Source organism: Streptomyces sp. NPDC050528, from assembly GCF_044457795.1.
GTDB lineage: Bacteria > Actinomycetota > Actinomycetes > Streptomycetales > Streptomycetaceae > Streptomyces.
The window spans coordinates 172,901-198,315 of record NZ_JBITHH010000004.1; the positions used below are offsets into that span (position 1 = coordinate 172,901).

General features: G+C 71.3%; 18 protein-coding genes and 1 pseudogene. 8 read left to right on the forward strand and 11 right to left on the reverse strand.

The features are described from left to right. The 3 genes from ACIBK4_RS15695 to ACIBK4_RS15705 form a co-directional block, all read right to left on the reverse strand. Positions 1-2,223, reverse strand: coding sequence for an NHLP family bacteriocin export ABC transporter peptidase/permease/ATPase subunit (locus tag ACIBK4_RS15695; protein ID WP_398995215.1), 2,223 nt, complete (start codon positions 2,221-2,223; stop codon positions 1-3). Next, a complete protein-coding gene (locus ACIBK4_RS15700) occupies positions 2,220-3,026 on the reverse strand; it encodes an HlyD family efflux transporter periplasmic adaptor subunit (protein WP_398995216.1) in 807 nt (268 codons plus the stop codon). Before ACIBK4_RS15700 ends, ACIBK4_RS15695 begins: the two co-directional genes overlap by 4 nt. 92 nt (positions 3,027-3,118) lie before the next feature. Then, the gene (locus ACIBK4_RS15705) at positions 3,119-3,334 is read right to left on the reverse strand and encodes a hypothetical protein (protein ID WP_033278842.1); all 216 of its coding nucleotides are present in this window, start codon (positions 3,332-3,334) and stop codon (positions 3,119-3,121) included. Between the two features lie 769 nt (positions 3,335-4,103). On the opposite strand from ACIBK4_RS15705, the gene ACIBK4_RS15710 reads away from it, so the two are divergent. After that, on the forward strand, positions 4,104-5,504 hold the full coding sequence (locus tag ACIBK4_RS15710; protein ID WP_398995217.1) for a S1 family peptidase: 1,401 nt from the start codon (positions 4,104-4,106) through the stop codon (positions 5,502-5,504). 81 nt (positions 5,505-5,585) lie between these two features. On the opposite strand, the gene ACIBK4_RS15715 is transcribed toward ACIBK4_RS15710, so the two are convergent. Further along, positions 5,586-7,730 carry a SpoIIE family protein phosphatase gene (locus tag ACIBK4_RS15715; RefSeq protein ID WP_398995774.1) on the reverse strand — a complete coding sequence of 715 codons (2,145 nt, stop codon included), beginning with the start codon at positions 7,728-7,730 and terminating at the stop codon, positions 5,586-5,588. A gap of 227 nt (positions 7,731-7,957) precedes the next feature. On the opposite strand from ACIBK4_RS15715, the pseudogene ACIBK4_RS15720 reads away from it, so the two are divergent. Further along, a pseudogene (locus ACIBK4_RS15720) lies at positions 7,958-8,539 on the forward strand (LuxR C-terminal-related transcriptional regulator); the annotation flags it as partial. Here the strand turns inward: ACIBK4_RS15720 and ACIBK4_RS15725 are convergent. The 4 genes from ACIBK4_RS15725 to lanKC all read right to left on the reverse strand — a co-directional run bounded on the left by ACIBK4_RS15725 (position 8,462) and on the right by lanKC (position 15,205). Beyond that, the gene (locus ACIBK4_RS15725) at positions 8,462-10,360 is read right to left on the reverse strand and encodes an ATP-binding cassette domain-containing protein (RefSeq protein WP_398995775.1); all 1,899 of its coding nucleotides are present in this window, start codon (positions 10,358-10,360) and stop codon (positions 8,462-8,464) included. The pseudogene ACIBK4_RS15720 and the gene ACIBK4_RS15725 sit on opposite strands and share 78 nt — an antisense overlap. A 191-nt stretch (positions 10,361-10,551) precedes the next feature. Continuing rightward, positions 10,552-12,348: an ABC transporter ATP-binding protein gene (locus ACIBK4_RS15730; protein ID WP_398995218.1), complete on the reverse strand. Its 1,797-nt coding sequence runs from the start codon at positions 12,346-12,348 to the stop codon at positions 10,552-10,554. 88 nt (positions 12,349-12,436) lie between these two features. After that, positions 12,437-12,553: a SapB/AmfS family lanthipeptide gene (locus ACIBK4_RS15735; protein WP_033278838.1), complete on the reverse strand. Its 117-nt coding sequence runs from the start codon at positions 12,551-12,553 to the stop codon at positions 12,437-12,439. Between the two features lie 48 nt (positions 12,554-12,601). Beyond that, the gene (gene lanKC / locus ACIBK4_RS15740; RefSeq protein WP_398995219.1) at positions 12,602-15,205 is read right to left on the reverse strand and encodes a class III lanthionine synthetase LanKC; all 2,604 of its coding nucleotides are present in this window, start codon (positions 15,203-15,205) and stop codon (positions 12,602-12,604) included. Between the two features lie 207 nt (positions 15,206-15,412). Here lanKC and ACIBK4_RS15745 point away from each other — a divergent pair, with 207 nt between their 5' ends. From ACIBK4_RS15745 to ACIBK4_RS15770, 6 genes are all read left to right on the forward strand, one after another. Continuing rightward, positions 15,413-17,857 carry a SpoIIE family protein phosphatase gene (locus tag ACIBK4_RS15745; protein WP_398995220.1) on the forward strand — a complete coding sequence of 815 codons (2,445 nt, stop codon included), beginning with the start codon at positions 15,413-15,415 and terminating at the stop codon, positions 17,855-17,857. Positions 17,858-17,938: 81 nt separating this feature from the next. Then, entirely contained in the window at positions 17,939-18,223 is a 285-nt protein-coding gene (locus tag ACIBK4_RS15750; RefSeq protein ID WP_398995221.1) for a hypothetical protein, read from the forward strand. Positions 18,224-18,314: 91 nt separating this feature from the next. Further along, entirely contained in the window at positions 18,315-19,382 is a 1,068-nt protein-coding gene (locus ACIBK4_RS15755) for a glucose-1-phosphate thymidylyltransferase (RefSeq protein WP_398995222.1), read from the forward strand. After that, a complete protein-coding gene (gene rfbB / locus ACIBK4_RS15760; RefSeq protein ID WP_398995223.1) occupies positions 19,379-20,350 on the forward strand; it encodes a dTDP-glucose 4,6-dehydratase in 972 nt (323 codons plus the stop codon). The genes ACIBK4_RS15755 and rfbB overlap by 4 nt, the downstream gene beginning before the upstream one ends. Then, positions 20,350-21,231 carry a dTDP-4-dehydrorhamnose reductase gene (rfbD, locus tag ACIBK4_RS15765; RefSeq protein ID WP_398995225.1) on the forward strand — a complete coding sequence of 294 codons (882 nt, stop codon included), beginning with the start codon at positions 20,350-20,352 and terminating at the stop codon, positions 21,229-21,231. Before rfbB ends, rfbD begins: the two co-directional genes overlap by 1 nt. Beyond that, on the forward strand, positions 21,228-22,031 hold the full coding sequence (locus ACIBK4_RS15770) for a class I SAM-dependent methyltransferase (protein WP_398995227.1): 804 nt from the start codon (positions 21,228-21,230) through the stop codon (positions 22,029-22,031). The genes rfbD and ACIBK4_RS15770 overlap by 4 nt, the downstream gene beginning before the upstream one ends. On the opposite strand, the gene rfbC is transcribed toward ACIBK4_RS15770, so the two are convergent. The 3 genes from rfbC to ACIBK4_RS15785 all read right to left on the reverse strand — a co-directional run bounded on the left by rfbC (position 22,021) and on the right by ACIBK4_RS15785 (position 25,397). Beyond that, positions 22,021-22,629, reverse strand: a complete 609-nt coding sequence (rfbC, locus tag ACIBK4_RS15775; protein WP_398995229.1) for a dTDP-4-dehydrorhamnose 3,5-epimerase — start codon at positions 22,627-22,629, stop codon at positions 22,021-22,023. The genes ACIBK4_RS15770 and rfbC overlap by 11 nt on opposite strands. Before the next feature lie 70 nt (positions 22,630-22,699). Continuing rightward, positions 22,700-24,667 carry a glycosyltransferase family 2 protein gene (locus ACIBK4_RS15780; protein WP_398995231.1) on the reverse strand — a complete coding sequence of 656 codons (1,968 nt, stop codon included), beginning with the start codon at positions 24,665-24,667 and terminating at the stop codon, positions 22,700-22,702. 136 nt (positions 24,668-24,803) lie between these two features. Next, positions 24,804-25,397: a hydrolase gene (locus tag ACIBK4_RS15785; RefSeq protein ID WP_398995233.1), complete on the reverse strand. Its 594-nt coding sequence runs from the start codon at positions 25,395-25,397 to the stop codon at positions 24,804-24,806. Positions 25,398-25,415 lie beyond the last annotated feature (18 nt).

Here is a 25,415-nt window from a genome sequence, read left to right on the forward strand (position 1 = left end):
TCAGCGCTCCTTGACCAGCGTGGCGTACGCGCCGCCGGCCGCCACCAGGGCGTCGTGCCGCCCGCGTTCCACGATCGTCCCGTGTTCGAGGACGACGATCTCGTCGCTGTCGCGCACGGTGCTGAGCCGGTGCGCGATCACCACACAGGCGCAGCCGCGCTTGCGCAGGTTGTCCATCACGACCAGCTCGGTCTCCGCGTCCAGGGCGCTCGTCACCTCGTCGAGGACCAGGATGCTGGGGCGGCGCACCAACGCCCTTGCGATCTCCAGGCGTTGCCGCTGTCCGCCGGAGAAGTTGCGGCCGTCCTGCTCGACCCGGCTGTGGATGCCGCCGGGCCGCCGCATCACCACGTCGTACAGGGCCGCGTCGCGCAGCGCGTCCTCCACGGCCTCGTCCGGGATCGACGGGTCCCACAGCGCCACGTTGTCGCGGACCGAGCCCTCGAAGAGGAAGACGTCCTGGTCGACGAAGGAGACGGAGGCGGCGAGGGCGCCGCGCGGGATGTCCTCAAGGCGGTGGTTGTCGATGCGGATCACGCCCTCCCAGGGCGTGTAGAGACCCGAAATCAGTCTGGACACCGTGGACTTGCCGCTGCCGGAGCCGCCGACCAGCGCCACCTGCTGACCCGGGCCGACCGTGAGGTCGAAGCCGGTGAGCAGGGGCTTGTCGAGCGGGCTGTAGCCGAAGGTGATGTTCTCCAGCTCGACGTGACCTTGCAGTCGGCGGGTCGAATCGGCGCCGCCCGCACGGGAGTAGAGGGGATCGGCCTGGAAGTTCTCGACGTCCTTGAGGCGGGCCACGTCGGCCGCGAAGTCCTGGATGCGGCCCGCGACGCCGTTGAGCCGGGTGATCGGCGCGGTGAAACGGGTCACCAGCGCCTGGAAGGCGACCAACAGGCCTACGGAGATGTGCCCTTCGACCGCGCGCATACCGCCGATCCACAGGATCAGCGCGCTGTTGAGCGAGGCGAGCGTCGGGGCGACCACGCCCAGCCAGGCGCTCGGCACACCGAGCCGCTGCTGCTCCTCCAGCGTGGTGGCGTGCTGTCCGGCCCACTTGCGGAAGTAGCCGTCCTCACCGCCGGTCGCCTTCATCGTCTCGATCAACTGGAGCCCGGTGTAGGCCGTGTTGGTGAGCCGTGCGCTGTCCGCGCGGAGCTTCGCCGTCCGGGTCGCGCGCAGCCGGACGACGACCCGCATCGCCACCACGTTCAGCAGGGCAACACCTATGCCCACATAGGTGAGTTGGGGGTCGTACGTATAGAGGAGGAACGCGTAGAGCACCACGACCACCGCGTCCACGCCCGCCGCCGAGAGGTCGCGGGCCAGGGTCTCGGCGACGGCGTCGTTCGACTGGAGGCGCTGCACCAGGTCGGCCGGGCTGCGCTGGGAGAAGAACGTCACCGGCAGCCGCAGCAGATGGCGCAGGAAGCGGGCGCTGGAGAGGGTGGAGGAGATGATGCGGCCGTGCAGCAGGTTCGCCTGTTGCAGCCAGGTCAGCGCCAGTGTGAGCAGGACGCACGTGCCCATCGACGCGAACAGGACGCCCAGCAACGACGTCTGACCGCCTATCAGGAACATGTCGATGTAGGTCCGGCTGAGTGCGGGCATCGCCGCACCGACCGCCACCAGCAGCAGGCTCGCCAGGACGGCGGCGGGCATCGTGCCCGCGGTGCCGCGCAGCCGGGCCGGCATCGCGCCGAGGACGCCCGGCTTGCGGCCGCCCTTCTCGAAGCCGTCGCCCGGTTCCATGACGAGGACGACACCGGTGAAGCTGGAGTCGAAGTCCTCCATGGGCACGAACCGGCGACCCTTGCCGGGGTCGTTGATGTACACCCCGCGGCGGCCGAAGCGGCGCCCCATGCCGTCGTAGACGACGTAGTGGTTGAACTCCCAGAACAGGACGGCGGGGGAGCGGACTTCGGCGAGGGCGGCCGTGTCCATCTGCATGCCCTTGGCCGTGAGGCCGTAACTGCGCGCCGCCTTGAGGAGGTTGCTGGCGCGGGAGCCGTCCCGGGAGACGCCGCAGGCGATGCGGAGTTCCTCCAGCGGGACGTGGCGGCCGTAGTGGCCGAGGACCATCGCGAGGGAGGCCGCGCCGCATTCGACGGCCTCCATCTGGAGGACGGTCGGGGTGCGGACCGTCTTCACGCGGCCTTTGGGGACCGGGCGTTTCGGCGGGGCGGACCGGCGGCGTGAACGGGTGTCCTGCGCGGGGCTCACGGCAGCAGCCAATCGAGGGGACGCTGATCGGCCAGCCGGATCGAGGCCGAGGCCATGGTCATGGAGGTGAGGGCGAAGGGGGGTCCGTCCTGGGACGACCACTTGTAACCGCTCTTCGTCCGCGCCGACTTGTCGAGCTTCACCAGCAGGGCCACCGGCCTGCCCTTCTTGGTGAACTGCTCGCCGAGCTGGCTGTCCCCGAGGAACGCGGAGATCTGCTGCGCCGACTGGGCGGACCGGTCCACCGCCTTCACCTGGCCGCGCAGCACGCCGTACGTCTGCGTCGGCACGGAGGAGACGGTCAGGTCGACGGCGGCGTTCGCGGGAATGGAGGCCGCGTTCTCGGCGGGCACGTACACCGTCGCGTACAGCGGGTCGGTGGCGTGCTCGACCCTCTCCACGGCGGCGACGTTCGCGCCGGTCTGGATGATCTGGCCGATGGTGGCGGCGAGCGCGGTGATGCGGCCCGCGGCGACCGTGCGCACGACGGAGTCGCCGTCGCTCGTACGGACCTTCAGGACAGGGGAGTTGGCGGGCAGCCGTTCGCCTTCCTGCGCGAGAACGGCGGTGACCTGGCCGGCCACGGGGCTCTGCAGGATGTAACTGCCCTCCCCGTGCGTGAGGATGGCGGACGCGCCGACGGTCGACGCCACCGAACCGGTCACCGCCCACACGGACGCGGCGGCCACCACGACCACCGTCACGGAGAGCACGAGCCAGCCCTGCGGACGCGCGAAGCGCACCGGAAGATCCAGCTCTTCGGGCGACTGGAGCTTGGCGAGGGCCTGTTGGCGGAACTGCACGGGACTTCCCTCACCTGTGGGAGAGATCTTTTACGGCACCCGAAATCCCGGAGCCGGGAAACGGCTCCGGGACTCGGTCAAACAAGGTGCGATCAGAGACCGGCGACCAGGTTCGTGACCGGGGTCACGTTGAGGCCGGTGACACCCTCGACGGTGCCGACGACGGTGTCGACCAGGCCGGAAACCGGGGCAATGCCGTCGACCAGGCCGGTGACGGTGCCGAGCGCGTTCACGGACAGACCGCCGGAGACGTTGTCGAGCTCGGCGTCGGAGATCTCGACGGTCTCAACCTGGGGGGTGGAGTTCATGGGGGAACTTCCCTTCATATGGATATTCACAAGGGGGGAGCGGCCCCCTCTGGGGACAGACGACGGCCGCGACCGCAGGCGCCGGGCGCCGTTTCCGGAGCCCTCGTGGCTCCTGCGGTGCGATGGATCAAAGCACGGTGCGGGTGGACGCAGCCAATCAAACTCCCGTCCCACCAGGGCACTTGAGCCTCAGGAGTCCCGAACCGTGCAGGCGTGGGCACGAGGTGTCGGCGACTTCTTCACACGCTGCACGGCATCGTTCCGCGCGAGGGCTTGCGGGGCCGAAGCGGAATGGGGCACTCCCCACCAAAGGCGTTTCCGGGGGTGTGTGCATGTGCAGATCCGTCGCGTCCGGTGACTTGGTTGGGTACGCGCTGTGCAGATTCCCTGAAGCGAGGATTCCGTCCGCTGTTCTCGACGGACCGTTGTCGACCGATCGCGTTCCGTGTCGGTTCGGGGAGTGTGCCGGGAGTGGCTCAACCGGTCCGGTGCGCGGGCAGGTTTGAGCGGCACCGATTCGATCAAGACATCCGCCCGCTCGCCACGCGTCGGGCGGACCGGGGCCGGGGCACTGTGCGCACTGGCTCGCAGCCCCTTCGTACCCCCGCCGGGTCAGGGCTTGCACATGGCCGATTCGCGGTTTCGCAAAGGAAGTTGGGAAACGGAATTGAACGGCCCACGTGACACGTGCGTATCAACGGGCATCCAGGCGCCCCCATAAGCCGCCGCCCCGGCGGCACAGACCCCGGTCCCCAGGAGGTCGAGCAGTTTGAGTCACAAGCGAATTCCGAAGCGCAAGGCAGCGATAGCGGTTGGCGGTGTCGCGGCTCTCGGAGCGGCGGCGATCCTGCTCCCGAACGCCAACGCGTCCCAGGACAATTCGGCAGGCGCCGCCACCCCCAAGACCCTCAAGGCGACGGGCGCCTCCGACCTCTCCTCGCAGCTCGCCGGACTGCTGGGTGACGCCTTCGCCGGGTCCTACTACGACAGCGCCACCCAGCAGCTCGTCGTCAACGTGATCTCCGGCAGCAACGACAACGTGGTCGTGCAGGCCGAGAAGGCCGGCGCCAAGGTGCGCAAGGTGCAGAACAGCACCGCCGAACTCACCGCCGCCGCCCAGGTGTTGAAGACCAAGGCCACCGTCCCCGGCACCGCCTGGTCGGTCGACCCGAAGACCAACAAGATCCAGGTCCTCGCCGACAGCACCGTCACCGGCTCCAAGTGGGACACCGTGCTCTCGACGGTCAAGAGCCTCGGCACCGACATGGCCACCGTCAAGAAGACCGGCGGCTCCTTCAAGACGCTGGTCTCCGGCGGCGATGCCATCTTCGCCCAGACCGACCAGGGCGGCGTCCGCTGCTCCCTCGGGTTCAACGTCACCGCGAGCGACGGCACCCCCGCCTTCCTGACCGCCGGACACTGCGGCGTCGCGGCGAAGCAGTGGTCCGACTCGCAGGACGGCCAGCCGATCGCCACGGTCGACCAGGCCACCTTCCCGGTGAGCGACTTCTCCCTCGTGAAGTACGACGACCCGGCGACGCAGACCACGAGCGACGTCAACGTGGGCAACGGCCAGACGGTCCAGATCACCCAGGCCGAGGACGCCACGGTCGGCACCCAGGTCTTCCGGATGGGCTCCACCACCGGTCTGCACGACGGCACGGTCACCGGGCTCGACGCGACGGTCAACTTCCAGAGCGAGACCGACCCCAACGGTGTCGACACCGTCAACGGCCTCATCCAGACGGACGTCTGCGCCGAGGCGGGTGACAGCGGCGGCTCGCTCTTCACCCAGGACGGCGGCGCGGTCGGCCTCACCTCCGGCGGCAGCGGCGACTGCACCGCCGGCGGCGAGACCTTCTTCCAGCCGGTCACCGCCGCGCTCACCGCGACCGGCGCCACCCTCGGCGACGCGGGCGCGGGTGCCGGTGCGGGCGACACCGCCACGGCGGACCCGTCGGCGACCGCGGCCGACCCGTCGGCCACCGACGGCACGGGCGACCAGTCCGGCGCCGTGGACCCGAACGCGACCGACGGCACCGGTGACCAGTCCGGCGCCGTCGACCCGAGCGCGACCGACGCCAGCGGCACCGGCGAGGACCAGAGCGGCACCGGCCAGGACACCGGCACCGGGGCCGACGACGGTTCGTCGCTCACCTCGAACCACTGATCCGACCCCTTCCATCAGGTCGGCGGTGGATCGGTCCGGCCCTCCGGCGGGAGGGCCGGACCGCCCTGCGTTGTACGGCAGTTACACCGGTCCCGGCTCCCGGGCCCGCAGCAGAAGCAGTGCCACGTCGTCGATCCGCTCCTGTGCGGCGGCACTGTGCCGCACCAGTTCGTCGGCGATCTCCTCCAGCGGCAAGTCCCCTGCCGCCGCGAGGCGTTGGCCCAGTTCGGCCAGGGCGTCCTCGATGTCGACGCCGGGTGACTCGATGAGCCCGTCGGTGTAGAGGGCGAGCACGGAACCGGGCGCGAGATCGACCTCCGTCGTCGGATAGACGGCGTCCGCGTCGATGCCCAGCAGCGGACCACCCGCCAGGTCCAGCACCCGCACCCGCCCGTCCGGCCGGCGCAGCAACGGCGGCGGATGCCCGGCCCGCGCCATCACGGCCGTACCGCGCGCGGGATCGAGCCGTAGATACAGACAGCTCGCGAAGAGTTCTGAACCGAGGTCGATCAGCAGCCTGTTGGTGCTGCGCATGACCTCTTCCGGTGCCTGCCCCACGGTCGTGTACGCGCGGACGGCGGTCCGGATCTGCCCCATCAACCCGGCCGCGGTCACGTTGTGGCCCTGTACGTCACCGATCACGGCGGCGAGTCCCTCGGAAGCCACCAGGTCGTAGAAGTCGCCGCCGATCTCCATGCCCTGAGTGGCCGGCAGATAGCGGGCGGCGGCCTCGATGCCCGGCAGCGGCGGCAGTGAGTGCGGGAGCAGCGCCTCCTGCAGGCCGTGGGCCAGCTGGTTCTTCGCGTCGTAGAGCAGGGCGCGCTCCAGCGCCTGGGCGATCAGGCCGCCCAGACTCGTCAGCACGGCCCGCTCGTCGGCGGGGAAGGCATGCGGCTCGCCGTAGGCCAACACACAGGTGCCGACCGGGCGTCCGGACGCGATCAGCGGCAGATACGCCCAGGCCGCGAAGCCGTCCGGGGTCGCGTGCCGGTTCGGATACAGCCGTTCCAGCTCCTGCCGGGAGTCGAAGAACGCGGGCACACCGCTGTTCAGCGCGGCCGTCCCCGGCGTCGACTCGGTCAGCGCCATCCCGTCGAAACGCTCCACGACATGGGGGTCCGGATAGCCGTGGTGCCCCAGCACATGCAGCCGCCCACCCTGCGAACCGAGCACCACCAGCGCCTGACCGCCCACCGCCGGGGCGACCTCGTCCGCGATCAGCTGCACCACGTCGTCCACCCCGACCGCCTCGGTCAGCGCCCCCGCCAGGCTCAGCACCTGCGAGATGGTCACCAGCCGCGACGGCCCCTCGCCCGGCCGCGGTGCCGCCCGGCTCAGCTCCGTCACCGCCCGCGCCCGGCTGATCCGTACGCTCAGCCCGGTCGTGTTCGGGTACAGCCGGAACGACAGCCACTCGCCCGGCGGCCGCAGCGCCACGAACGACGTGACCTGCTGACTGAGCAGCGCGGCCCGGTAACGGTCCTCGTACACCGGGTCGTTGAGCCAGGGCACCGCCGCCCACAACTGCGTGCCCAGCAGCCGGCTCGCCGACATGCCGAGCAGCTCCCCGGCCGCCGCGTTCGCGAAGCCGACCCGCCCGTGCAGATCCAGCGAACACAGCCCGTACGGCAGCCGGGCCACCATCCGCGCCGCCTCGACCGTGCCCAGCGTCCCGGCCACACTCGTCGCGGGACCGGTGGCCAGCAGATCGGGCTCCGCGCGCACCGGACGCCGCTCCTCGACGGCACGCTCCAATCGCAGCGCGAGCCGGTCGCAGGCGGTGATGAGCAGGCCGCGGTCCCGGTCGGAGAGGACCGGCGGATGCGAACCGGGCCAGGTCACGAACACCGAGCCGTAGACCGTCGACTCCGTCGCGATCGGCACGGCGGCCAGGGCGAAGGGGTACGGCAGCACGACCGCGATGCGCGGATAGCGGCGGGCCATGTCCTCCTCGCCGCCGACCCAGATCAGCCGCCGCTCGCGCACCGCCTCGGCGACCGGGATCGGCGCGCTCAGCCCGACCCGCTCCCAGGGCGCCGCGAAGGCGCGGGGCAGCCCGGCCATCACCGCCATCTCCAGCACCGGCTCCTCGGGCGTCAGCAGATACACCGCACCCGAGTGCGCGTGGACGGCGTCCATCATCGAGGCCAGCGCGAGAGACAGCATCGGCCGCCCGACCGGCGCCCCGGCGACCACCGGAGCCTGCCCGTCCGACACGCCGACCACCTCCTCGTACGGCCGCGCGGTCTCAGTGATCAGGCTCCACCCTGGGGGCCCGACGCGCACGGCGAGCGAGTTCGTTCCCCGGTGGGCAAGCGCGCGCTCGTACCCCGAGGCTCCTTTCGTATACCCCCCGAATCGAAGCGCGCGGCAGCGTACGAGCGCCTCGCGTGCGCCCCCGCGCACCCTGTTGGCCGGAACTCCGGGCCCGCGCGCGGTCGCGGTCGCGAACAATGGGGCACCCGTGTAACCACCGTGGAACCGGCGAACGGCTAGCTGAGGGGACGGCAGTGATCCGGCTACTTCTGGTGCACGACGCGTGTCTGGTGAGATCGGTCCTCGCGGAGTGGCTCCGCCGCGAACCCGGCCTCGGGGTCTGGGACACCCCGTGGCGCACGGCACCCGGTCGCGTCCGGTCCGTCCGGCCGGACGTCTGCGCGGCGGACCTCGACTGCGACGAGGCGTACGGAATCCCGCCACTGGGCGAACTCGGCCCGCGTGGGATCGGCCCGACCCCGCCCCGCCTCCTCGTCCTGGCCACCGCGCACCGCCCCGGCCTGCTGAAACGCGCGCTGGAGGAGGGCGCGATCGGCTACGTCGACAAGGCGAGCCCACCGGACCGGCTGGTGTACGCCATCCGGCGCGTCGCGGAGGGGAAACGTTTCGTTGACGATTCCCTGGGCTTCGGATTCCTCAAGGCGGCGGAGATGCCGTTGACGCGTCGCGAGCTGAGCGTGTTAACCCTGGCCGCCGAGGGGGCCTCCGTCGCGGAGATCGCCGGGAGCCTGCACCTGTCCCACGGGACCGTGCGCAACTACATGGCGGCCATCACCCGCAAGACCGGAGCCCGCAACCGCATCGACGCGATCCGTATCTCCCAGGGCGAGGGCTGGCTCTGACGACCAACTGCCGACCAGCTCCCGATAGAGCGGAGAGCGACGGAGCAAATCGCCGTGCGTACCGAGCGCGGTGTCCTGCCCGTCCATGACGAGCACGCGGTGGGCTCGGCGCGCGGAACTGATCCGATGCGCGACGACGACCAGCGCGGCACCGCTCCGCTCCCGCCGGGCGAAGGCGCGCTCGGCGCGTTCCTCCGCTTCCGGGTCGAGGTGGCAGGTGGCTTCGTCGAGGAGGGCGAGGGGGGCGTGGGAGAGGTAGGCCCGGGTGAGGGCGATCAGCTGGCGCTCGCCGGCGGAGAGCGCGGCCGGGTCGACGGGGGAGTCGGGCCCGCCGAGGGTTTCGAGCAGCGGGGCGAGTCCGACGGCTTCGGCCGCGGCGAGCAGCTCCGCTTCGGGTACGGGGTCCGGTCGTAGGTGGCTCAGATTGTCGGCGATGGTCCCACTGAAGACGTACGCCTCCTGGGGGATTAGCACACGCTGGGCGACTGTCTCGGACACCGGCCGCCCGTACATCCGGATCGTGCCGTGTCCGGGTTTCAGGAGTCCGGCGGCGAGAGCGGTGAGCGTGGATTTCCCGATGCCACTTGGGCCTACGACGGCCAGGTGGGCGCCTTGGGGGAGGGCGAGGGTGAGGTCGCGGAGGACGGGGGCGCTGGCTGGGCCGTAGGCGAAGGTTACGGAGGTCAGGGAGAGGGCTGGGGGGTTGGTGTCGGGGGGTGCGGGTTCGCCGGCCGGTTGCGAGGCTGGGTGAGTGACGGTGGTCGGAGTGCCGCCCGTGTCTACGACGGCCAGGCGGGTGCCTCGGGGGAGGGCGGGGTCGTCCGGCGGTGGGGCGGCGAGGTGGAGGACCGTGGGTGGAGATCCGGAGGGAGACGGTGGAGCCAGGCGGCGCAGGACCACCGCCAGGCGGGAGCCGCTGGTGCCCAGGCCGTGGACCAGGTTCTGGAGGGCGGGGAGCAGGGACTGGGTGACGTAGGCGAGGGCGCCGACCAGGGCGCCCGGGGTGACGCCGTGGCCGAGGAGCCAGGGGGCGGTGGCGAGGAGCAGCACGATCGGCAGCTGGCCGCCGATCGCCAGGGCCGCGACCCGCAGGACGCCCCAGCGGGCCAGGGCGCGGGCGGCGCGCAGTTCGGCGTCGACGAGGTGTCCGGTGTCGACGGCGACCCGTTCCCCGGCGCCGGCCGCCGTGATGTCCCGCAGGCCGGGGCAGACGGTGCCCAGCCGGTCGGCGAGTGCCTCGTCGGCGAGGAGGAAGGTCTCCTGTCGGCGGGCCAGCGGACGCAGCGTCGCTGTGAACAGGCACACCCCGGCGACCAGCGGCGGCGCCACGACGAGAAGCAGCAGCGGGTCGAGCGAGAAGAGCCCCGCCAGCGCACCCACCGCGGTGAACACGAACGACCGGGACACCATCACCAGCCCCGCGAAGGTGTCCCGGGCCAGCTCCACCTGCTGGGTCAGGCTGGACAACGCCCCGCCGTCCGCCTTTCGCACCCCGCGTGCGACGACGCGTGCGACCAGCAGATCCCGGAGCGGTTCGACGAGGTCGGCGACACCGCGATAGACCCGCCCGGTCCCGAACGCCCCGACGACGACCCCGACGCCTGCCACCCCGAGCCACGCGAGCCCGACACCACCTCGCCCGACGAGGAACCCGGCGTCCAGTGCGCGGGCGAGTCCATACCCGACGAGGAAGGTCTGCCCGGTTTCCAGCACGGACCAGGCGGCGAGCCGGACCAGCACCGGCCGACGGGCACGCAGGAAGCGGAGGCCGCGGCGGGAGAGGGCTGTGGTGTCGTGGGGCGGGGGTTGCTGTGGCCGACGGTGGAGGAAGCGTGGGCGGCGCCGAGGGGCGTTACGACCATCAACCCGATTGCCCTCGTTCGGCATTGGCCCGCGCCGTCCGCTCGCCTGCTTCGCCCCGCCCGACATCAACCCGCCCCGCCTTCTCCACCCCGAGGCGCTCCACGCAAGCCCCTCCCCGATCCCTCCGCACCCCGTACCTCCTCCACCCCCACGCCGATCTGATCCCCCTCCCCGAACACCCCCGGATACCCCGCCACCCCCCACAACTCCGCATGCGTCCCCACCGCCCGCACCCGCCCCCCGTCCAGCCAAGCCACCAAGTCCGCGCGGGCCGCCGTAGCCGCGCGGTGGGCGATGAGGAGGCGGGTGCCGTTGGAGTCCGGGCCTGTGAGGGAGTTCGTGATCCGGTGTTCGGTGATCGTGTCGAGGCTGGAGAGGGCGTCGTCGAGGATCAGGACGCGGCCCTCGTGGGCGAACGCCCTTGCCAGGCCCAGGCGTTGGGACTCGCCGCCGGAGTGGGGCGCGTCGGCGACGGGGGTGGCGTAGCCGTGGGGGAGGCGGCGGATGAAGGCGTCCGCGTGGGCCAGCCGAGCCGCCTCCCTTACGCGGGCCGAGGACGGCGACCATAGGCCGAACGCGATCGTGTCCTCCATCGTCGTGCCGAGCAGGGCCGGGCGGTCGAAGGCGTAGCCGATCGCGTTGCGCAGCTCGTCGTGGCGCAGGGTGTGGAGCGGGACGCCGTCGAGGAGGACCTCGCCCGCGTCCGGATCGGTCAGGCGGCCAGCGATGGCCGCTAGGAGGGACTTGCCGGCGCCGGAACGGCCGACGACGGCGAGGGTCGTACCGCCGGGGATCACCAGGTCGATGTCGGAGAGGACGGTGCGTTCGCCTTGCCGGGCTGTGACGCCGCGCAGTTCCAAGTGGCCTGGGCCCGGCGGGAGTTGGCGGTGTCCGTGGGCCAGGGCCGGTTCGGCGAGGATCTCGTCCAGGCGCCGGGTCGCTGCCTTCGCGCGGAGCAGGCCCGACAGTTGGCCGACCAGCGCGCCAACGCCCGTTGCCAGCACCGCGTACCGGGACGCGGCCAGCACCTCGCCCACTGTCAGGGCGTGTCTCGTCAGCTGGTAGCCCGCCACGGCTACGACGGCGAGTTGGAGGAGGGGCGCCACGGTGACCGCCTGCGCTGCCGCCCGTCCCTGTACCCGCCACATGCGGTGGCCCGCGCGGGAGAGTTCGGGCAGCGGTCGCAGGATCCGTGCCGTCTCGCGGTCCGCCGTGCCTGCCGCCTGGATCGTGCGGAAGCCGCTCATCGCCTCCGCGAGCGCGGACGCGATCCGGCCCTGGACCTGTTGGTAGCGCGTCACGCACTCCGAGGTGTCACGGGCGAAGGCGCGGAGGAGGAAGGTGAGGACCGGCGCCCCGGCCAGGAACACGGCCGCCAGCCACGGGTCGATCAGCGCCAGCGCGACCACGCCTCCGACCGGTCCCGCCAGCGCTGCGAGCAGCGCGGCCACCGCACCCGGCGCCGTCCCGGCCTGTGCGGCGTTCCCCACCAGCCGGGCCACCAACTCACCATTGCCGAAACGGGAGTTGGCGCGCGGACCGAGAGCCAGTACATGTCCGGTGACGCGTCGGCGCAGCCATGCCGTCGACCCGGCCGTGACCGTGCCGCCGAGCACCGTCCCGCACGCGTCCAGCACGCCGATCAGCAGCACCAGCCCCGCGCACCCCCACACCCAGCGCGCCGCCGGGGCGTGCGCCAACAGGTGGTCCAGGGTCCGGCCCAGCACGGCGGGCAGCAGCAGCGCGGCCGCCGTGGACGCCGTACTGACCGCGCCCAGCGCCGCACAGCGCACACCGGCCGCGCGCACGGCCGACCGCAGCAACGGACCGGTCACCGGGGTGCCTTGGGCATGCGTCGTCATACGGCGGTCCCTCGGGGTGACGTGACGTGGGCCCCGGGCGGCCCCCTCGCACGAGGGGGCCGCCCGGAGCCGTGGGCTCAGCGCGTCGTCAGAGACAGAGCAGAACGCTCGCCGCGCTCACGCAGGAGAGCAGGCTGACGGTGCTCGCGCCGCCGCCGTCGTTGTGCTCGTCGGATTCCATCGTCTGCAGGTCGAGAAGTGCCATGAGAAGTCCTTTCGTTGTGGGGACGGGGTTGGTGGTGTCACGACTCCGTCAGATTGCGGAGCCGCGCTGAGTGGGCCGCCGGAGCGGCGGCAGGAAGGGCAGCCCGGGGGCCGTTTCGGCATCGCCGAAGGCCGCGCCGAGCGCGAGCAGGCACCCTGCTGTTCCGGTGCCCAGGTCCATGGACAGTCGCATCATCTGGTGTCCGGGGAAGGCGAGTTGGCCCTCGTACGCCATCGCGAACCAGCCGAGACCGGTGACCTGTTCGGCGAGCCTGTGGGCGTCGGCGCCCGGCGCGGTCGTACGGGCGAGATGCAGGATCATCCCCGCGCGGCCCTGGAAGAGCCCGGGCTGCGCGTAGAAGCGGGAGGTCGCGGCGGTGAGGATGCCGGCGCGGGCTCGCTCGAACTCGCCGTCCTCGTCCGGGACTTGGGCCAGGAGGTCGTCGAGGACCATGCCCAGGCCCGCGCTCCCGTCGCCGAGGTAGGGGAGTGTCCGCCAGCCCTCGTCGACCTCCAGGCCGCCGCCGCGCTGCACGACACAGCACTCAAGGTCCCGGCGCAGGGCGGCAGTTGCCGCATCGAGCAACCGCCGGTCGCCCGTCGACTCGTACTGCCGCAACAGGAACAGCGCCGGTCCGCTCGCACCCCGCAGCAGCCCGGCGCGTCGCCGGGGCGTGTTTGGGCGCGGCTCCGCGAGGCGTCGTACGAGGATGTCCGCGGCCTCCGCCGCGCGCTCGCGCAGCTCCGACTCGCCTGTGTCGGCGGCCAGTTGGGCCAGGACCAGGCCGAGTCCCGCCAGGCCGCCGTGCAGGTCGGAGGAGAGGTTCTGCCAGCGTTCCGCGAGGATGCCGGCGATCAGGTCGAGGGCCCGTTGGCGGTGGCCGAGCCGGTCCAGGACGTGGGCGACGCCCGCGAGTCCGTCGTACAGGCCGAGCGGGGTGCCGACCGGGGGCGGTGCGGTGCGGTCGAGGAGCCAGCGTTCGCCCTCCTCGTAGCGGTCGGCGCCGGTCGCGTCGAGGGCGTACAGCACACCGGCCGCGCCGTGCGCCAGGCCGAGTCCGCCGCCGTCGGAGAACTGGGCCACGTCACCTGGGAAAAGGCGGTCGTCCCGGTCCGGGGTCGCGGAGGCCAGGATCGCCTTGACCATCGAGTCACGGCTGTAGGGCCAGTCGCCGGGCCGCACGAAGGCCGGAGCCGCCACCGCGCCCTCGCCCCGCGTGATCTCCGCGACCGCCTTGTCCAGGAACTCCCTCGGTACGTCCGGGAATTGGCCCGCGATCACCTCGGCCAGGTGCGCCGCCTTGCCGCGGTCGACCACGAACAGGGTGGTCACCGGCAGGAACAGGGCGAGCCGCAGACAGGCCAGCGCGTACCGGTCGACGTCGATGCCCCGGCGGTCCGGCGGGGCGAAGAAGCCCGGGTGGGCGACGACTTGGCGGCCGTTCTCCTCGGCCGGGGCCGCCGCCTCGAAGTCGATGAGGAACACCGACTCCTCGTCGGGCGCGACGATGACGTTGAAAATGTGCAGGTCGTTGAAGACGATCCCGCGCGCGTGCACCGCGTCCAGCGCCCGCTCGACCGCCGCGTGGATCCTCAGCGCCCACGCCGTGTACGCGGCGACCGCGTCCGGGTCGGGGTCCGGGGTGAGCAGCGGATGCCGTTCCGCGAAGTAGGAGTTGAGGGGGCGCCCCTCGACGAAGTCCATGACCAGGAACCGGTGTTCACCCAGCAGGAACCAGTCCCGCACCTCGGGCACCACCCCGGTCCCGGCGACCCGCTCCAGCGCCAGCTTCTCGCGCTCAAGCCGGGCGATCGCGTCGGCACCGTCCGAGGCGAGCCCCGCGTGCGGCCGCCCCTCCTTGAGGACGACCTTGCGCCCGTCCCGGGTGTCGGTGCCCGCGTACACCCCGCCGCCGTTCGAGAAGTGCAGCGCCTTCTCGATGCGGTACGGCAGCTCGCCCACCGTCGTCGTGTTGCGCGCGGCGAGATGCGGCTCCAGGAACGCCGGCAGGGTCACCCACTCCGGGACCTGAAAGGACGGCGCCCGCCGGTCCGGCACCAGTTCCCCCTCGCCGTCCCGCACCGCCGGCACCAGCGAGCCCCGCTCGTCGACGACGAAGGTGCGCGCGAAAGCGCCGTAGCGGACGTAGAGCGGGCCGTCGTACCAGCGGAGGTCGGTCAGGATGTACGGGCCTTCGAAGCCCTCCAGGAGTTTGCCCAACTCGCTAAGGATCTCGTGGAGTTGGTCCTCGTCGGTCGGGTAGACCGTGACGAACTTGCCGCTGGTGTCGCGGCCCGCGTACTTCGTGTTGCGCAGGTGGAGCAAGTGCGGGCCCGGGACGAACTTGAACGGGATGCGGCGCGGGACGCAGTAGTCCCACACGAGGGCGGCGATCCGGTCCGCGTTCGCCCGGGTGGCCGAGGCGTGGATCTTCCAGCCCTGGGCCGGCCCGGGTAAGGGGCCGCCGTCCTCGTCCAGCGGGGTCAGCGTCAGCCAGTCGCCGATGCGGGCCGAGCTCCAGCCCTCCGGGACCTTGCGGCGCGCCGTGTCGAACAGGGGCGCGGCGGTCTGCGTGCCGGGTGCGGACAGACGGTCCGGTGTCTCGTAGAAGTGCTTGTCGGCGAGCGCGTACACCTCGTACCGCTTGTCCATGGTCGTCCCCCTCCGTGGCCCTGGTCGAATCTCCCAGCCGGGCGACGGACGCGGACAGTCACGCCTGTCACGAGATCCCTGTGCGGTACGCATGCGTAAAGACTTGTTCGGCCTCTTTCGAGCCCGAAGAGGGCCATCCGGTCCCTCATCTCCACGGAACGGTCACAGGGGCTGCGCAGTCGCCCCATAAGCGCTGTAATTGCGGACGTGGTCAGTGAGGGCGCTGAGGGACGCGGAACGCGAACGCTGCGTGCCGAACTTGCCCTCAAAACGCTCACTGTCGATCTCGACCCCCGCGAACGGCTCCGCCGCGTCCTCGAACAGGCCCTCGTCTTCGCCGGCGCGAGCTTCGCCGGGGTGTACACACCCGGTGACGACGCCGATCTCCTGTGCCTGGTCGAGTCGGTCGGGGTGCCGCGCACGCTCTACGGGCTGCGGGACGGGTATCCGGCGTCCGGCGGATCACCGGCCGCCGAGGTACGGCGGTCCGGGCACGCGGTGTGGCTCGGCCCCGCGGAGCTGGCCGCGGGCGGCGACTCGCGGCGGCTGCCCTCGGCGGAGTTCCACCTGGCCGTACTGCCGGTGCACGGTGACGGGGGCGGCGGCTGTCTGCTCGCGGTGAGCGAGCGCCCGGACGGCTTCGGCGCCGACGACCGCGCGTGCCTCGCGCTGATCGCCGAGGCGGTCGCGATCCCGGTACCGGGCGAGTCCGTGGCGGGCGAGGACCTGGCCGCGGGGGCGTTCGACCTGGCCATGGACACCGGGCGGGTCGAGATCGGCGACGAGGTTCTGGCCCTGTTCGGGCTCGGCCCGGACGACTTCGACGGCCGGGTCGAGACCCTCCTCGGGATGACCGTGCCGGAGGACCTGCCCTCGCTGATGTCCGTCGTCGAGGCCGACCACATGGCCATCGGCGACCGCGAACTGGAATTCCGGGTCCTGCAGCCCTCGGGCACGCCGAAGTGGCTGCGCCTGCGCGGCCGGCTCCTGCCCGGTGGCGACGGCCGCCCGGCCCGTCTCGTCGGCACCGTCGGCGACGCCTCCCAGCTGCGCTCCGGCGTCAACGACGTGGCCCGCGTCCAGCGCCTCGCCGCCGCGCTCGCCATGGCCGGCACGGTCCACGACGTCAGCCAGGCCGTGGTCGCCGCCCTGCGCAAACCGCTGCGCGCCGACCGGATCGCGCTCGCCGAACTGGAGGGCGACCGGCTCGTCGTCACCGTCCTCGACCCGCCCGAACCGGAGGCCTGGCCCGAGCTGTGGCGCCTGGAGTGGCGCAGTGAATGGCCCGACGCACCCGTGCGCACCATGCCCACCCTCGCCGCCGCCCTGCGCGAGGGCCGCGCCGCGATCTGGCCCGCGGGCACCGATCTGGAACCCGCCCTCGCCGAGGTCGGACCCGGTGGCCTCGCCGTCCTGCCGCTGTCCGCGGGCGGCCGGGTCTCCGGTGCCTGTCTGATCGGCTGGGACGACCCGCACGTCTTCGGCCCCGACGAACGTGCCTTGCTCACCGCCTCCGCCGGCCTCGCGGGCCAGGCCCTGATGCGCGCCCACGCCTTCGACGCCGAGCACGAACTCGTCGGCATGCTGCAACGCCAGCTGCTGCCGCGCCGCCTGCCCACCCTGCCCGGCGCGGTCGCCGTCGCCCGCTATCTGCCGACCACGGCCGGGCTCGAGGTGGGCGGCGACTGGTACGACGTGATCCCGCTGCCCGACAACCACGTCGCCCTCGTCATCGGCGACGTCCAGGGCCACAACGCGGGCGCCGCCACCCTCATGGGCCAGATGCGCACCGCGCTGCGCGCCTACGCCGTCGAGGGACACCCGCCCGACGTGGTCGTCTCGCACGCCAACCGCCTCCTCATCGACCTGGAGACCGACCTCTTCGCGACCTGCTGCTACGTCGACGTGAACCTGGAGGAAGGTTCCGCCTGGTACGTGCGGGCCGGCCATCTCCCGCCCGTCCTGCGGCACCCGGACGGCAGCACCGAGATCCCGTACGCGGACGGCGGACCGCCGCTCGGCGTGGTCACGCAGGCCGACTTCCCCATGAGCCCGCTGCGGCTCCAGCCCGGCACCGTCGTCGCCCTCACCACCGACGGCCTGGTGGAGTCCAAGGAGGCCGACATCGACGAGGGTCTCGACCGCCTCGCCCACGGCCTCGCCGTCTCCGACCCCGCCCACCTCGGCCTCGTCGCCGACGCCCTGCTGGGCAACGCCCGCCGCGAGGACGACGTAGCCCTGCTCCTCATGCGCTACGACGGCCTGGCCACCCGCCCCCGCCGCGAGAACTGGACGGTGTGGCGCGTCCCCGAGGCGGCCCGGCACGCCCGCCGTTTCACCAAGCGGACCCTGCGCACCTGGGGCGTCACCGAGGAGACCGACACCATCCTGCTCGTCGTCTCCGAGCTGGTCACCAACGCCCTGGTGCACACCGACGGGCCGGTCCGCCTCGACCTCACCCTGGTCAACCGGCGGTTCCGGGTCGCCGTGGCGGACTCCTCGCCGCGCACCCCGGTCAAACCCACCAGCATCGGCTGGGAGGCCACCGGCGGGCGCGGCATCCTTCTCGTCGAGGCCATGTCGGCGGCCTGGGGCACGGTGCCGGTCAGCGGCGGCAAGCAGGTGTGGGCCGAGATCGCGCTCGACCGGTAGGAGGCCGCACGGGTGCCTGTCGGGACGTAGCACGGCAGGTCGGGACGGTCGCGGGGGTCCGTCGTGATGGGGTGCGTGCTTGTGGCACACACCTTCGAAGAACTGGTCGAGAAGCACCGCGCGGCCCAGGCGGCACGCGCCCGGGTCCAGGAGATGCGGGACTCTCTGGGAGCCCCCGCGCACGAATCCTGGACCGAGGCCGAGACCGACATCTACGAGACCGCCTGGCGGGCCTGGCGGGATCTCGCCCGTGACATGCAGGCCGCGGCGGACGAGTACGCGCGGGACGAGGGGCTCGACCGGGCCGAGGTCGAGGCGGACGTAGCACGGGCCGCGGGTGATTTGTCCGGTCCGCCGGCCGGTTAGACACCTGGTAGCCCCCTCATCGTTGGCCGGTCGTAATAAACGAACATAGGGAGGAACGATGCACGTCCAAAGATGACGCTAAGGTGAAGCGATGAAGGCTCTCGTTCTCTCCGGCGGCACTGGATCCCGCCTGAGGCCGATCACACACACATCGGCAAAACAGCTCGTCCCGGTGGCCAACAAGGCCGTCCTTTTCTACGGGCTCGAATCGCTCGCCGACGCGGGAATCACCGAGGTCGGCATCATCGTCGGTGACACCGCGGCGGAGATCGAGGAGGCGGTGGGTGACGGGTCGAAGTTCGGCCTGAAGATCACCTACATCCCGCAGGACCGTCCCCTCGGACTGGCCCACGCCGTACTGATCGCGCGCGAGTACCTCGGCGACGACGACTTCGTGATGTACCTCGGTGACAACTTCATCGTCGGCGGCATCACCGGTCTCGTCGAGGGCTTCCAGGCCAACAAGCCCGACGCGCAGATCCTCCTCACCCATGTGCCCGACCCGCGCTCCTTCGGCGTCGCCGAACTCAGCGAGTCCGGCCAGGTCATCGGCCTGGAGGAGAAGCCGGAGCACCCCAAGAGCGACCTCGCTCTGGTCGGTGTCTACCTCTTCACGCCCGCCATCCACGACGCCGTGCGCGCCATCAAGCCATCGTGGCGCGGCGAGCTGGAGATCACCCACGCCATCCAGCAGCTGATCGACGACGGCGCCGATGTGCGCTCCTCGGTCATCCACGGCTACTGGAAGGACACGGGCAACGTCGTCGACATGCTCGAGGTCAACCGGACCGTCCTGGAGAGCATGGACCGCCGCATCGACGGCGAGGTCGACGACGTGTCCGAGACCATCGGCCGCGTGGTCATCGAGGAGGGCGCGCGCATCGAGCGCTCGCGCATCGTCGGACCCGTCGTCATCGGTTCCGGAACCATCGTGAGCGACTCCTACGTCGGACCGTTCACCTCGGTCGCGGAGAACTGCAAGATCACGGACAGTGAGCTGGAGTTCTCCATAGTGCTTCAGGACTCGTCCATCGCCGGGGTGGGCCGGATCGAGTCCTCGCTCATCGGCAAGCATGTCGAAGTGACCCCCGCTCCGGGGGTACCCAGCGCCCACCGCCTCGTTCTCGGAGACCACAGCAAGGTGCAGATCCGTTCATGAATCTCCTCGTCACCGGCGCCGCCGGCTTCATCGGTTCCACGTACGTCCGCACGCTCCTCGCCTCGGACGCGCCCGACGCGCCCCGCATCACGGTGCTGGACAAGCTCACGTACGCGGGCACGATCGACAACCTGGAAATAGGCCACCCGCGCCTGGAGTTCGTCCAGGGCGACATCTGCGACGCCGAACTGGTCGACAAGCTGATGGCCGAGGCGGACCAGGTCGTCCACTTCGCCGCCGAGTCCCACGTGGACCGCTCGATCAACGGCGCCGCCGACTTCGTCCGCACCAACGTGGTGGGCACCCAGGTCCTGCTGGACGCGGCCCTGCGCTACCGCACCCCGTTCGTGCACATCTCCACCGACGAGGTCTACGGCTCCATCGAGACCGGCTCCTGGCCCGAGACCCACCCGCTGGCGCCCAACTCGCCGTACTCCGCGTCGAAGGCGTCCTCGGACCTGCTCGCCCTGGCCTACCACCGCACCCACGGCCTGGACGTCCGCGTCACCCGCTGCTCGAACAACTACGGGCCGCACCAGTTCCCCGAGAAGGTCATCCCGCTGTTCGTCAGCAACCTCCTCGACGGCAAGAAGGTCCCGCTCTACGGCGAGGGCCTCAACGTCCGCGACTGGCTGCACGTCGAGGACCACTGCCAGGGCATCGAGCTCGTGCGCACCAAGGGCCGGGCCGGCGAGGTCTACAACATCGGCGGCGGCACCGAGCTCAGCAACAAGGAGCTCACCGGCCTGCTGCTCGAAGCCTGCGGCGCGGACTGGGACTCGGTCGAGCGCGTCGAGGACCGCAAGGGCCACGACCTGCGCTACTCCGTCGACTGGTCCAAGATCCACGACGAACTCGGCTACGAGCCGAAGCACGACTTCGCCTCCGGCCTCGCCGACACCGTCGCCTGGTACCGCGACAACCGGGCCTGGTGGGAGCCCCTCAAGGCACGGGTGGAGCGCGGCTGATGAAGTGGCTGGTCACCGGTGCCGGCGGGATGCTCGGCCACGATGTGCTGGACGAACTCGCCGGACGCGGTGAGCAGTTCGTCGGTCTCGACCGCGCCGCCCTGGACATCACCGACCCCGCGTCGGTGGACCGGGCGTTCGCGGAACACCATCCCGACGTGGTGGTGAACTGCGCGGCGTACACCGCCGTCGACGACGCCGAGACCGACGAGGAGCGGGCCCTTCGCATCAACGGCGAGGGGCCCCGGCTCCTGGCTCGCGCCTGCGCCGCCTCGGGCGCGCGGCTGGTGCACGTCTCCACCGACTACGTCTTCGACGGCGAGGCCCGCAGCACGCCGTACCCGGAGAACCACCCCACCGCACCCCGCACCGCCTACGGCCGCACCAAACTCGCGGGCGAGCAGGCCGTGTTGGAGGAACTGCCCGGTGGGAGCGCGGTCGTCCGCACGGCTTGGCTGTACGGAGCCTGTGGGGGTAACTTCGTCCGCACGATGATCGAGCTGGAAGCACGTCGCGACACTCTCGACGTCGTCGACGACCAGCACGGACAACCGACCTGGACCGCCGACGTCGCCGTACGGATCGCCGATCTCGGCGCCCGTATCGGACAGGTCGAAGGCGCGCACGGGGTGTTCCACGCGACCAGCGCCGGCGAGACCAGCTGGCACGGACTCGCCCAGGAGGTGTTCCGGCTCATCGACGCCGACCCGGAGCGCGTCCGCACCACCACGAGCGCGGCCTTCGTCCGTCCCGCGCCCCGCCCCGCCTACAGCGCCCTCGGGCACGAGCGGTGGGCGGAGATCGGTCTGGAACCGCCAAGGGACTGGCGGTCCGCCCTGCACGAAGCACTTCCTCACATCCGCAAGGAGATTTCTTCGTGAAACGTCATGAGTTCCTGCGGGGGCTCCACAAGTCAACCGCGAACCGCAACTACCTGGAGATCGGCGTCAACGACGGCCGCAGCCTGACGCTCTCCCGGGTGCCCAGTGTTGCGATCGATCCCGCGTTCAAGGTGGTCACGGAGATCCGCTGTGACGTCCACCTGGCCAAGGCGACCAGTGACGACTTCTTCGCCCGGGACAACCCGCTGGTGCACCTGCGGGGCGGTCGTCACCCGCTGCGTCAACTGGCCCGCAACCGGAGCCCGTTGGGCTGGTGGCGGACCACCACGCTGGACCTGTCGTTCATCGACGGCATGCACCTGTTCGAGTACGCGCTGCGCGACTTCATCAACGTGGAGAAGCACTCGGACTGGGCCAGCGTCATCGTCTTCGACGACATGCTGCCGCGCAGCATCGACGAGGCCGCCCGGGACCGGCACACCGACGCCTGGACCGGTGACGTCTACAAGCTGGTCGAGATCCTCGCCCGCTACCGTCCCGACCTGGTGACGGTCCTGGTCGACACGCAGCCCACCGGGCAGCTCGTGGTGTTCGGTGCCGACCCGACCAGCACGGTCCTCAAGGACAAGTACGACGAGATCATCGCCGAGTTCGAGGTCCCGGACCCGCAGAAGGTGCCCGAGGCGATCCTGGAGCGCACCACCGCGGTGAAGCCCGAGGCGCTGCTCGGCGCCGGTTTCTGGGGTCCCCTCGCGGCGGCCCGCAACCGCGGGACCAAGCGGTCCCGCGGCTGGGAGCCCCTGCGCCGCGCGGTGGAGCAGCTCAGCGTCAGCCGCTGATCTGCCCACTCCGCAGTCGCTCGTAGTAGGCGGAGCAGTCCGCGTAGGACGGAAGAAGTCCTGACTGCTCCGCCTCTGCCAGTGTCGGCGCCTCCGCGTCCTTCTCCGACAGCACCGGCTCGAAGCCCTCGGGCCAGGCGATGCCGAGCGCCGGATCGAGCGGGTTGATCCCGTGCTCACGGCCGGGGGAGTACCCCGTCGAGCACAGGTACACGACCGTCGCGTCGTCGGTCAGCGCCATGAACGCGTGACCGAGCCCCTCCGCGAGGAACACGGCGTGCTTGGTCTCGTCGTCCAGCCGGACGGCCTCCCACTGACCGAACGTGGGAGAGCCGACGCGGATGTCCACGATCACGTCGAGGACGGCGCCGCGCACACACTTCACGTACTTGGCCTGGCTCGGCGGCACGTCGGAAAAGTGCACTCCGCGCACCACCCCGCGCCGCGACACCGAGCAGTTGGCCTGGGACAGAGCCAGGTCGTATCCCGTGGCCTCGCGGAACTCCTCACCGCGGTACCACTCGTGGAAACTGCCCCGGTCGTCAGGGAAGACCTTGGGTTCCAGGACCCAGGCGCCTTCAATCCCCAGTGATCGCACGTTCTCTTGTCCTCCGACTTGCTCGGGCACTACTGCTTGCTCGGGTACGCCAACTCGCGCTGGGGTACCGCTACTTGCTCAGGGCGCGCTTCAGCTTGCGCGCCACCCGGTAGGCCAGCCCCGGCTTGGGCTTGGCGGCCACCGGCTTCGGCGCCGGCTTGGGCTCGGCGGGCTTCGCGGCCTTCGGCGCCGCCTCCACCCGGATACCGCCGGCGTCACCGGTCAGCCGCACCGGCAGCGCCAGGAAACGCTGCCCGGTCGCGGCCGGGGTCAGGCACACCGACGCGTTCCACGCCGCGTCCTTCAGTTCCGCGGCCGGTACCTCGGCGGCGAGGCGCGCGCCGGAGGACTCGGGGGAGACCACACCGGGCACGTCCAGGGTCGTACCGGACGACTTGTGGGTCAGCCGCAGCAGGACGTCGGTGGCGGCGGGGACGTAGAAGGGGAGCAGGACGCCGACGCGGGCGCCGGTGACCGTGAAGTCGCCGGGCTTGAGGTCGGCGAGGCCGAGGCGCTTGCTCGCCTTGTCGACGTCGAGGGAGAAGTTGCCGTGCGGCTCCGTGTAGTACGGGAGCATGACCTGGCCGGCGACGACACCGGCGTGCCCGGCGTTCTCGCCGTGCTGCGGGACCGGGCCGAGGCGGCACTCCTTGTTCCAGGAGCCGATGACGACACGGACGTAGGTGTCCCAGAGGCCGCCGGCCAGCGGGGAGCCGCCTGCCGCGGTCGCGGGGTCGATGGTCGCCGTGGCGTGCAGGACCAGACGGACGCCGCCGCCGTCGGCGACCGTCTCGTGCGAGATCTGCACGGGCTGGAAGTGCGAGGCGGCGCTGGTGCGTTCGCGGACGACGAGGTCGGCCGTCGCCTTCTTGAAGTTGGCGGTGGCGTCGGCCGTCAGCATGGCCGTCGCCTCGGCGAGGGTCTTCGGCTCCGGGTGCTTGGGAGCCGGAGCGCCCTTGGCCTCGAAGACCGCCGGCTTGCCGTCGATGACGAACTCGGCCTGGTAGTGGACCAGCAGCTTGCCGTCCCGCCACTCGATCTCGCCCGGGGCCGCCGTCGGCTTGAGGGAGGCCTCCCACTCGGCGAGCTCGACGAGGTCGTCGTAGCGGTCGGCGGCGGCGAGGGCGGCGACGACCCGCAGGCGCGGGCCGAGACCGGCCGCGACACCCGGGCCGAAGCGCTCGTTCATGACCCCGCGGATCTCCTTGAGGAGTTCACGGCGGTAGTCGTCCGGGGCCTTGAGCAGCCGGCCGCCGCCGAGGCGCTCCATCATCTCCACGCGCAGCCAGCGGCGGAAGATCTTGTCGCGGGCCGGACCGGGCTCGGTGTACTTCTCGACGACGTCGAGGGCCTCGCGCAGGTTCTTGAAGTAGCCGACGGGGTCGAAGCGCTGGAAGCCGGCGTTCGAGGCGTCGTCGCGCTTGATGTGGTAGTAGCAGACGTAGTCGCTGAGCACGGCGACGTTGTCCGCGGCGAGGTAGGCCTCCGTCACGAAGACGTGGTCCTCCAGGCGCCGACGTCCCTCCGGGAACCGCAGGTTGATGCGGTCCAGGAACGCGCGGCGGAGCATCTTGTGCGGGGTGAGGCTGTCCATCAGCGGCGCGGTCTCGACCGACGCGTGCGGGTAGTTCTTGCGGAACAGCTCCACCGGCACGGCACGGCCCTTGCCGGCCATCTTGCCGACGATGACATCGGCGCCGTTGGCCACGCCGTAGTCGTACATCCGCTCCAGGGCCTCGTCGCCGAGGTAGTCGTCGTTGTCGACGAACATGACGAACTCGCCCTTGGACGCGGCGATACCGACGTTGCGGGGCTTGCCCGACCAGCCCGAGGCCTCCTGGTGGATGACCCGGATGTGGGGGTGCTCGGCGGCGACCTCGTCGAGCCGAGCGGGGGTGCCGTCCGTCGAGCCGTCGTTGACGAAGATCGCCTCGTACTCGTCGTTAGGCAGGGACTGCCTGAGGAGAGAGGAGATGCAATCCTCGATATAAGGCCCTGGGTTGTAGACAGGGACGACGACACTGACTTTGACCGACATCCGGCTTCCAGCCCCCTTGTTTGCGCTGCCCGTTCCTCGATGCGGAACGGCGCGGTGGGCTGATGCTAACCCGGTCTGTCCCGATGCCGCCCATTGGGCTGTTGTTGGGCAACGGTTAACCCGCAGGGGACGGATGTCAGCTCACGTCGTGGGTCTTGGCCAGAAGTTCCAGGATGTCGCCGGAGGTGCCCGTCTCGCCCAGCCGCGGGAAGATCCGCTCGATGCTGTGCGCGTGCGCGACCGCGTCCAGGTCGCTCATCGCGTCCGTGGCCAGGGTCACGTGGTAGCCGTGCTCGTGCGCGGCCCGGGCGGTGGACTCGACGCCGATGCTGGTGGCGATGCCGGTCAGCACGATCTGCGTGACACCGCGGCGGCGCAGCTGTACGTCGAGGTCGGTGCCGTGGAAGGCGCCCCAGTTCCGCTTGGTGATCCGGATGTCGGCGGGGTGCCCGGCCAGGTCGTCGACGATGACGTCCCAGCCCTCGGGACGCGCCCCGCCGCCGGCGCGCCGCTGCTCGGTACGGCCGGGTACGGCGTCCGCGCCGTCGGCGGCGAAGGTGACCCGGACCAGGACCACCGGAAGGTCGGCGGCCCGGAAGGCGTCGGCGAGCTCGACGGTACGGGCGACGACCTCGGGACCGCTGTACGGCTGGGTCGGGGCGCCGACGATGCCGCCCTGGAGGTCGATCACGACGAGGGCGGTACGGGGGTCGAGCGTGGTGAGTGCCATGGGAGAAGGCCTTTCAGG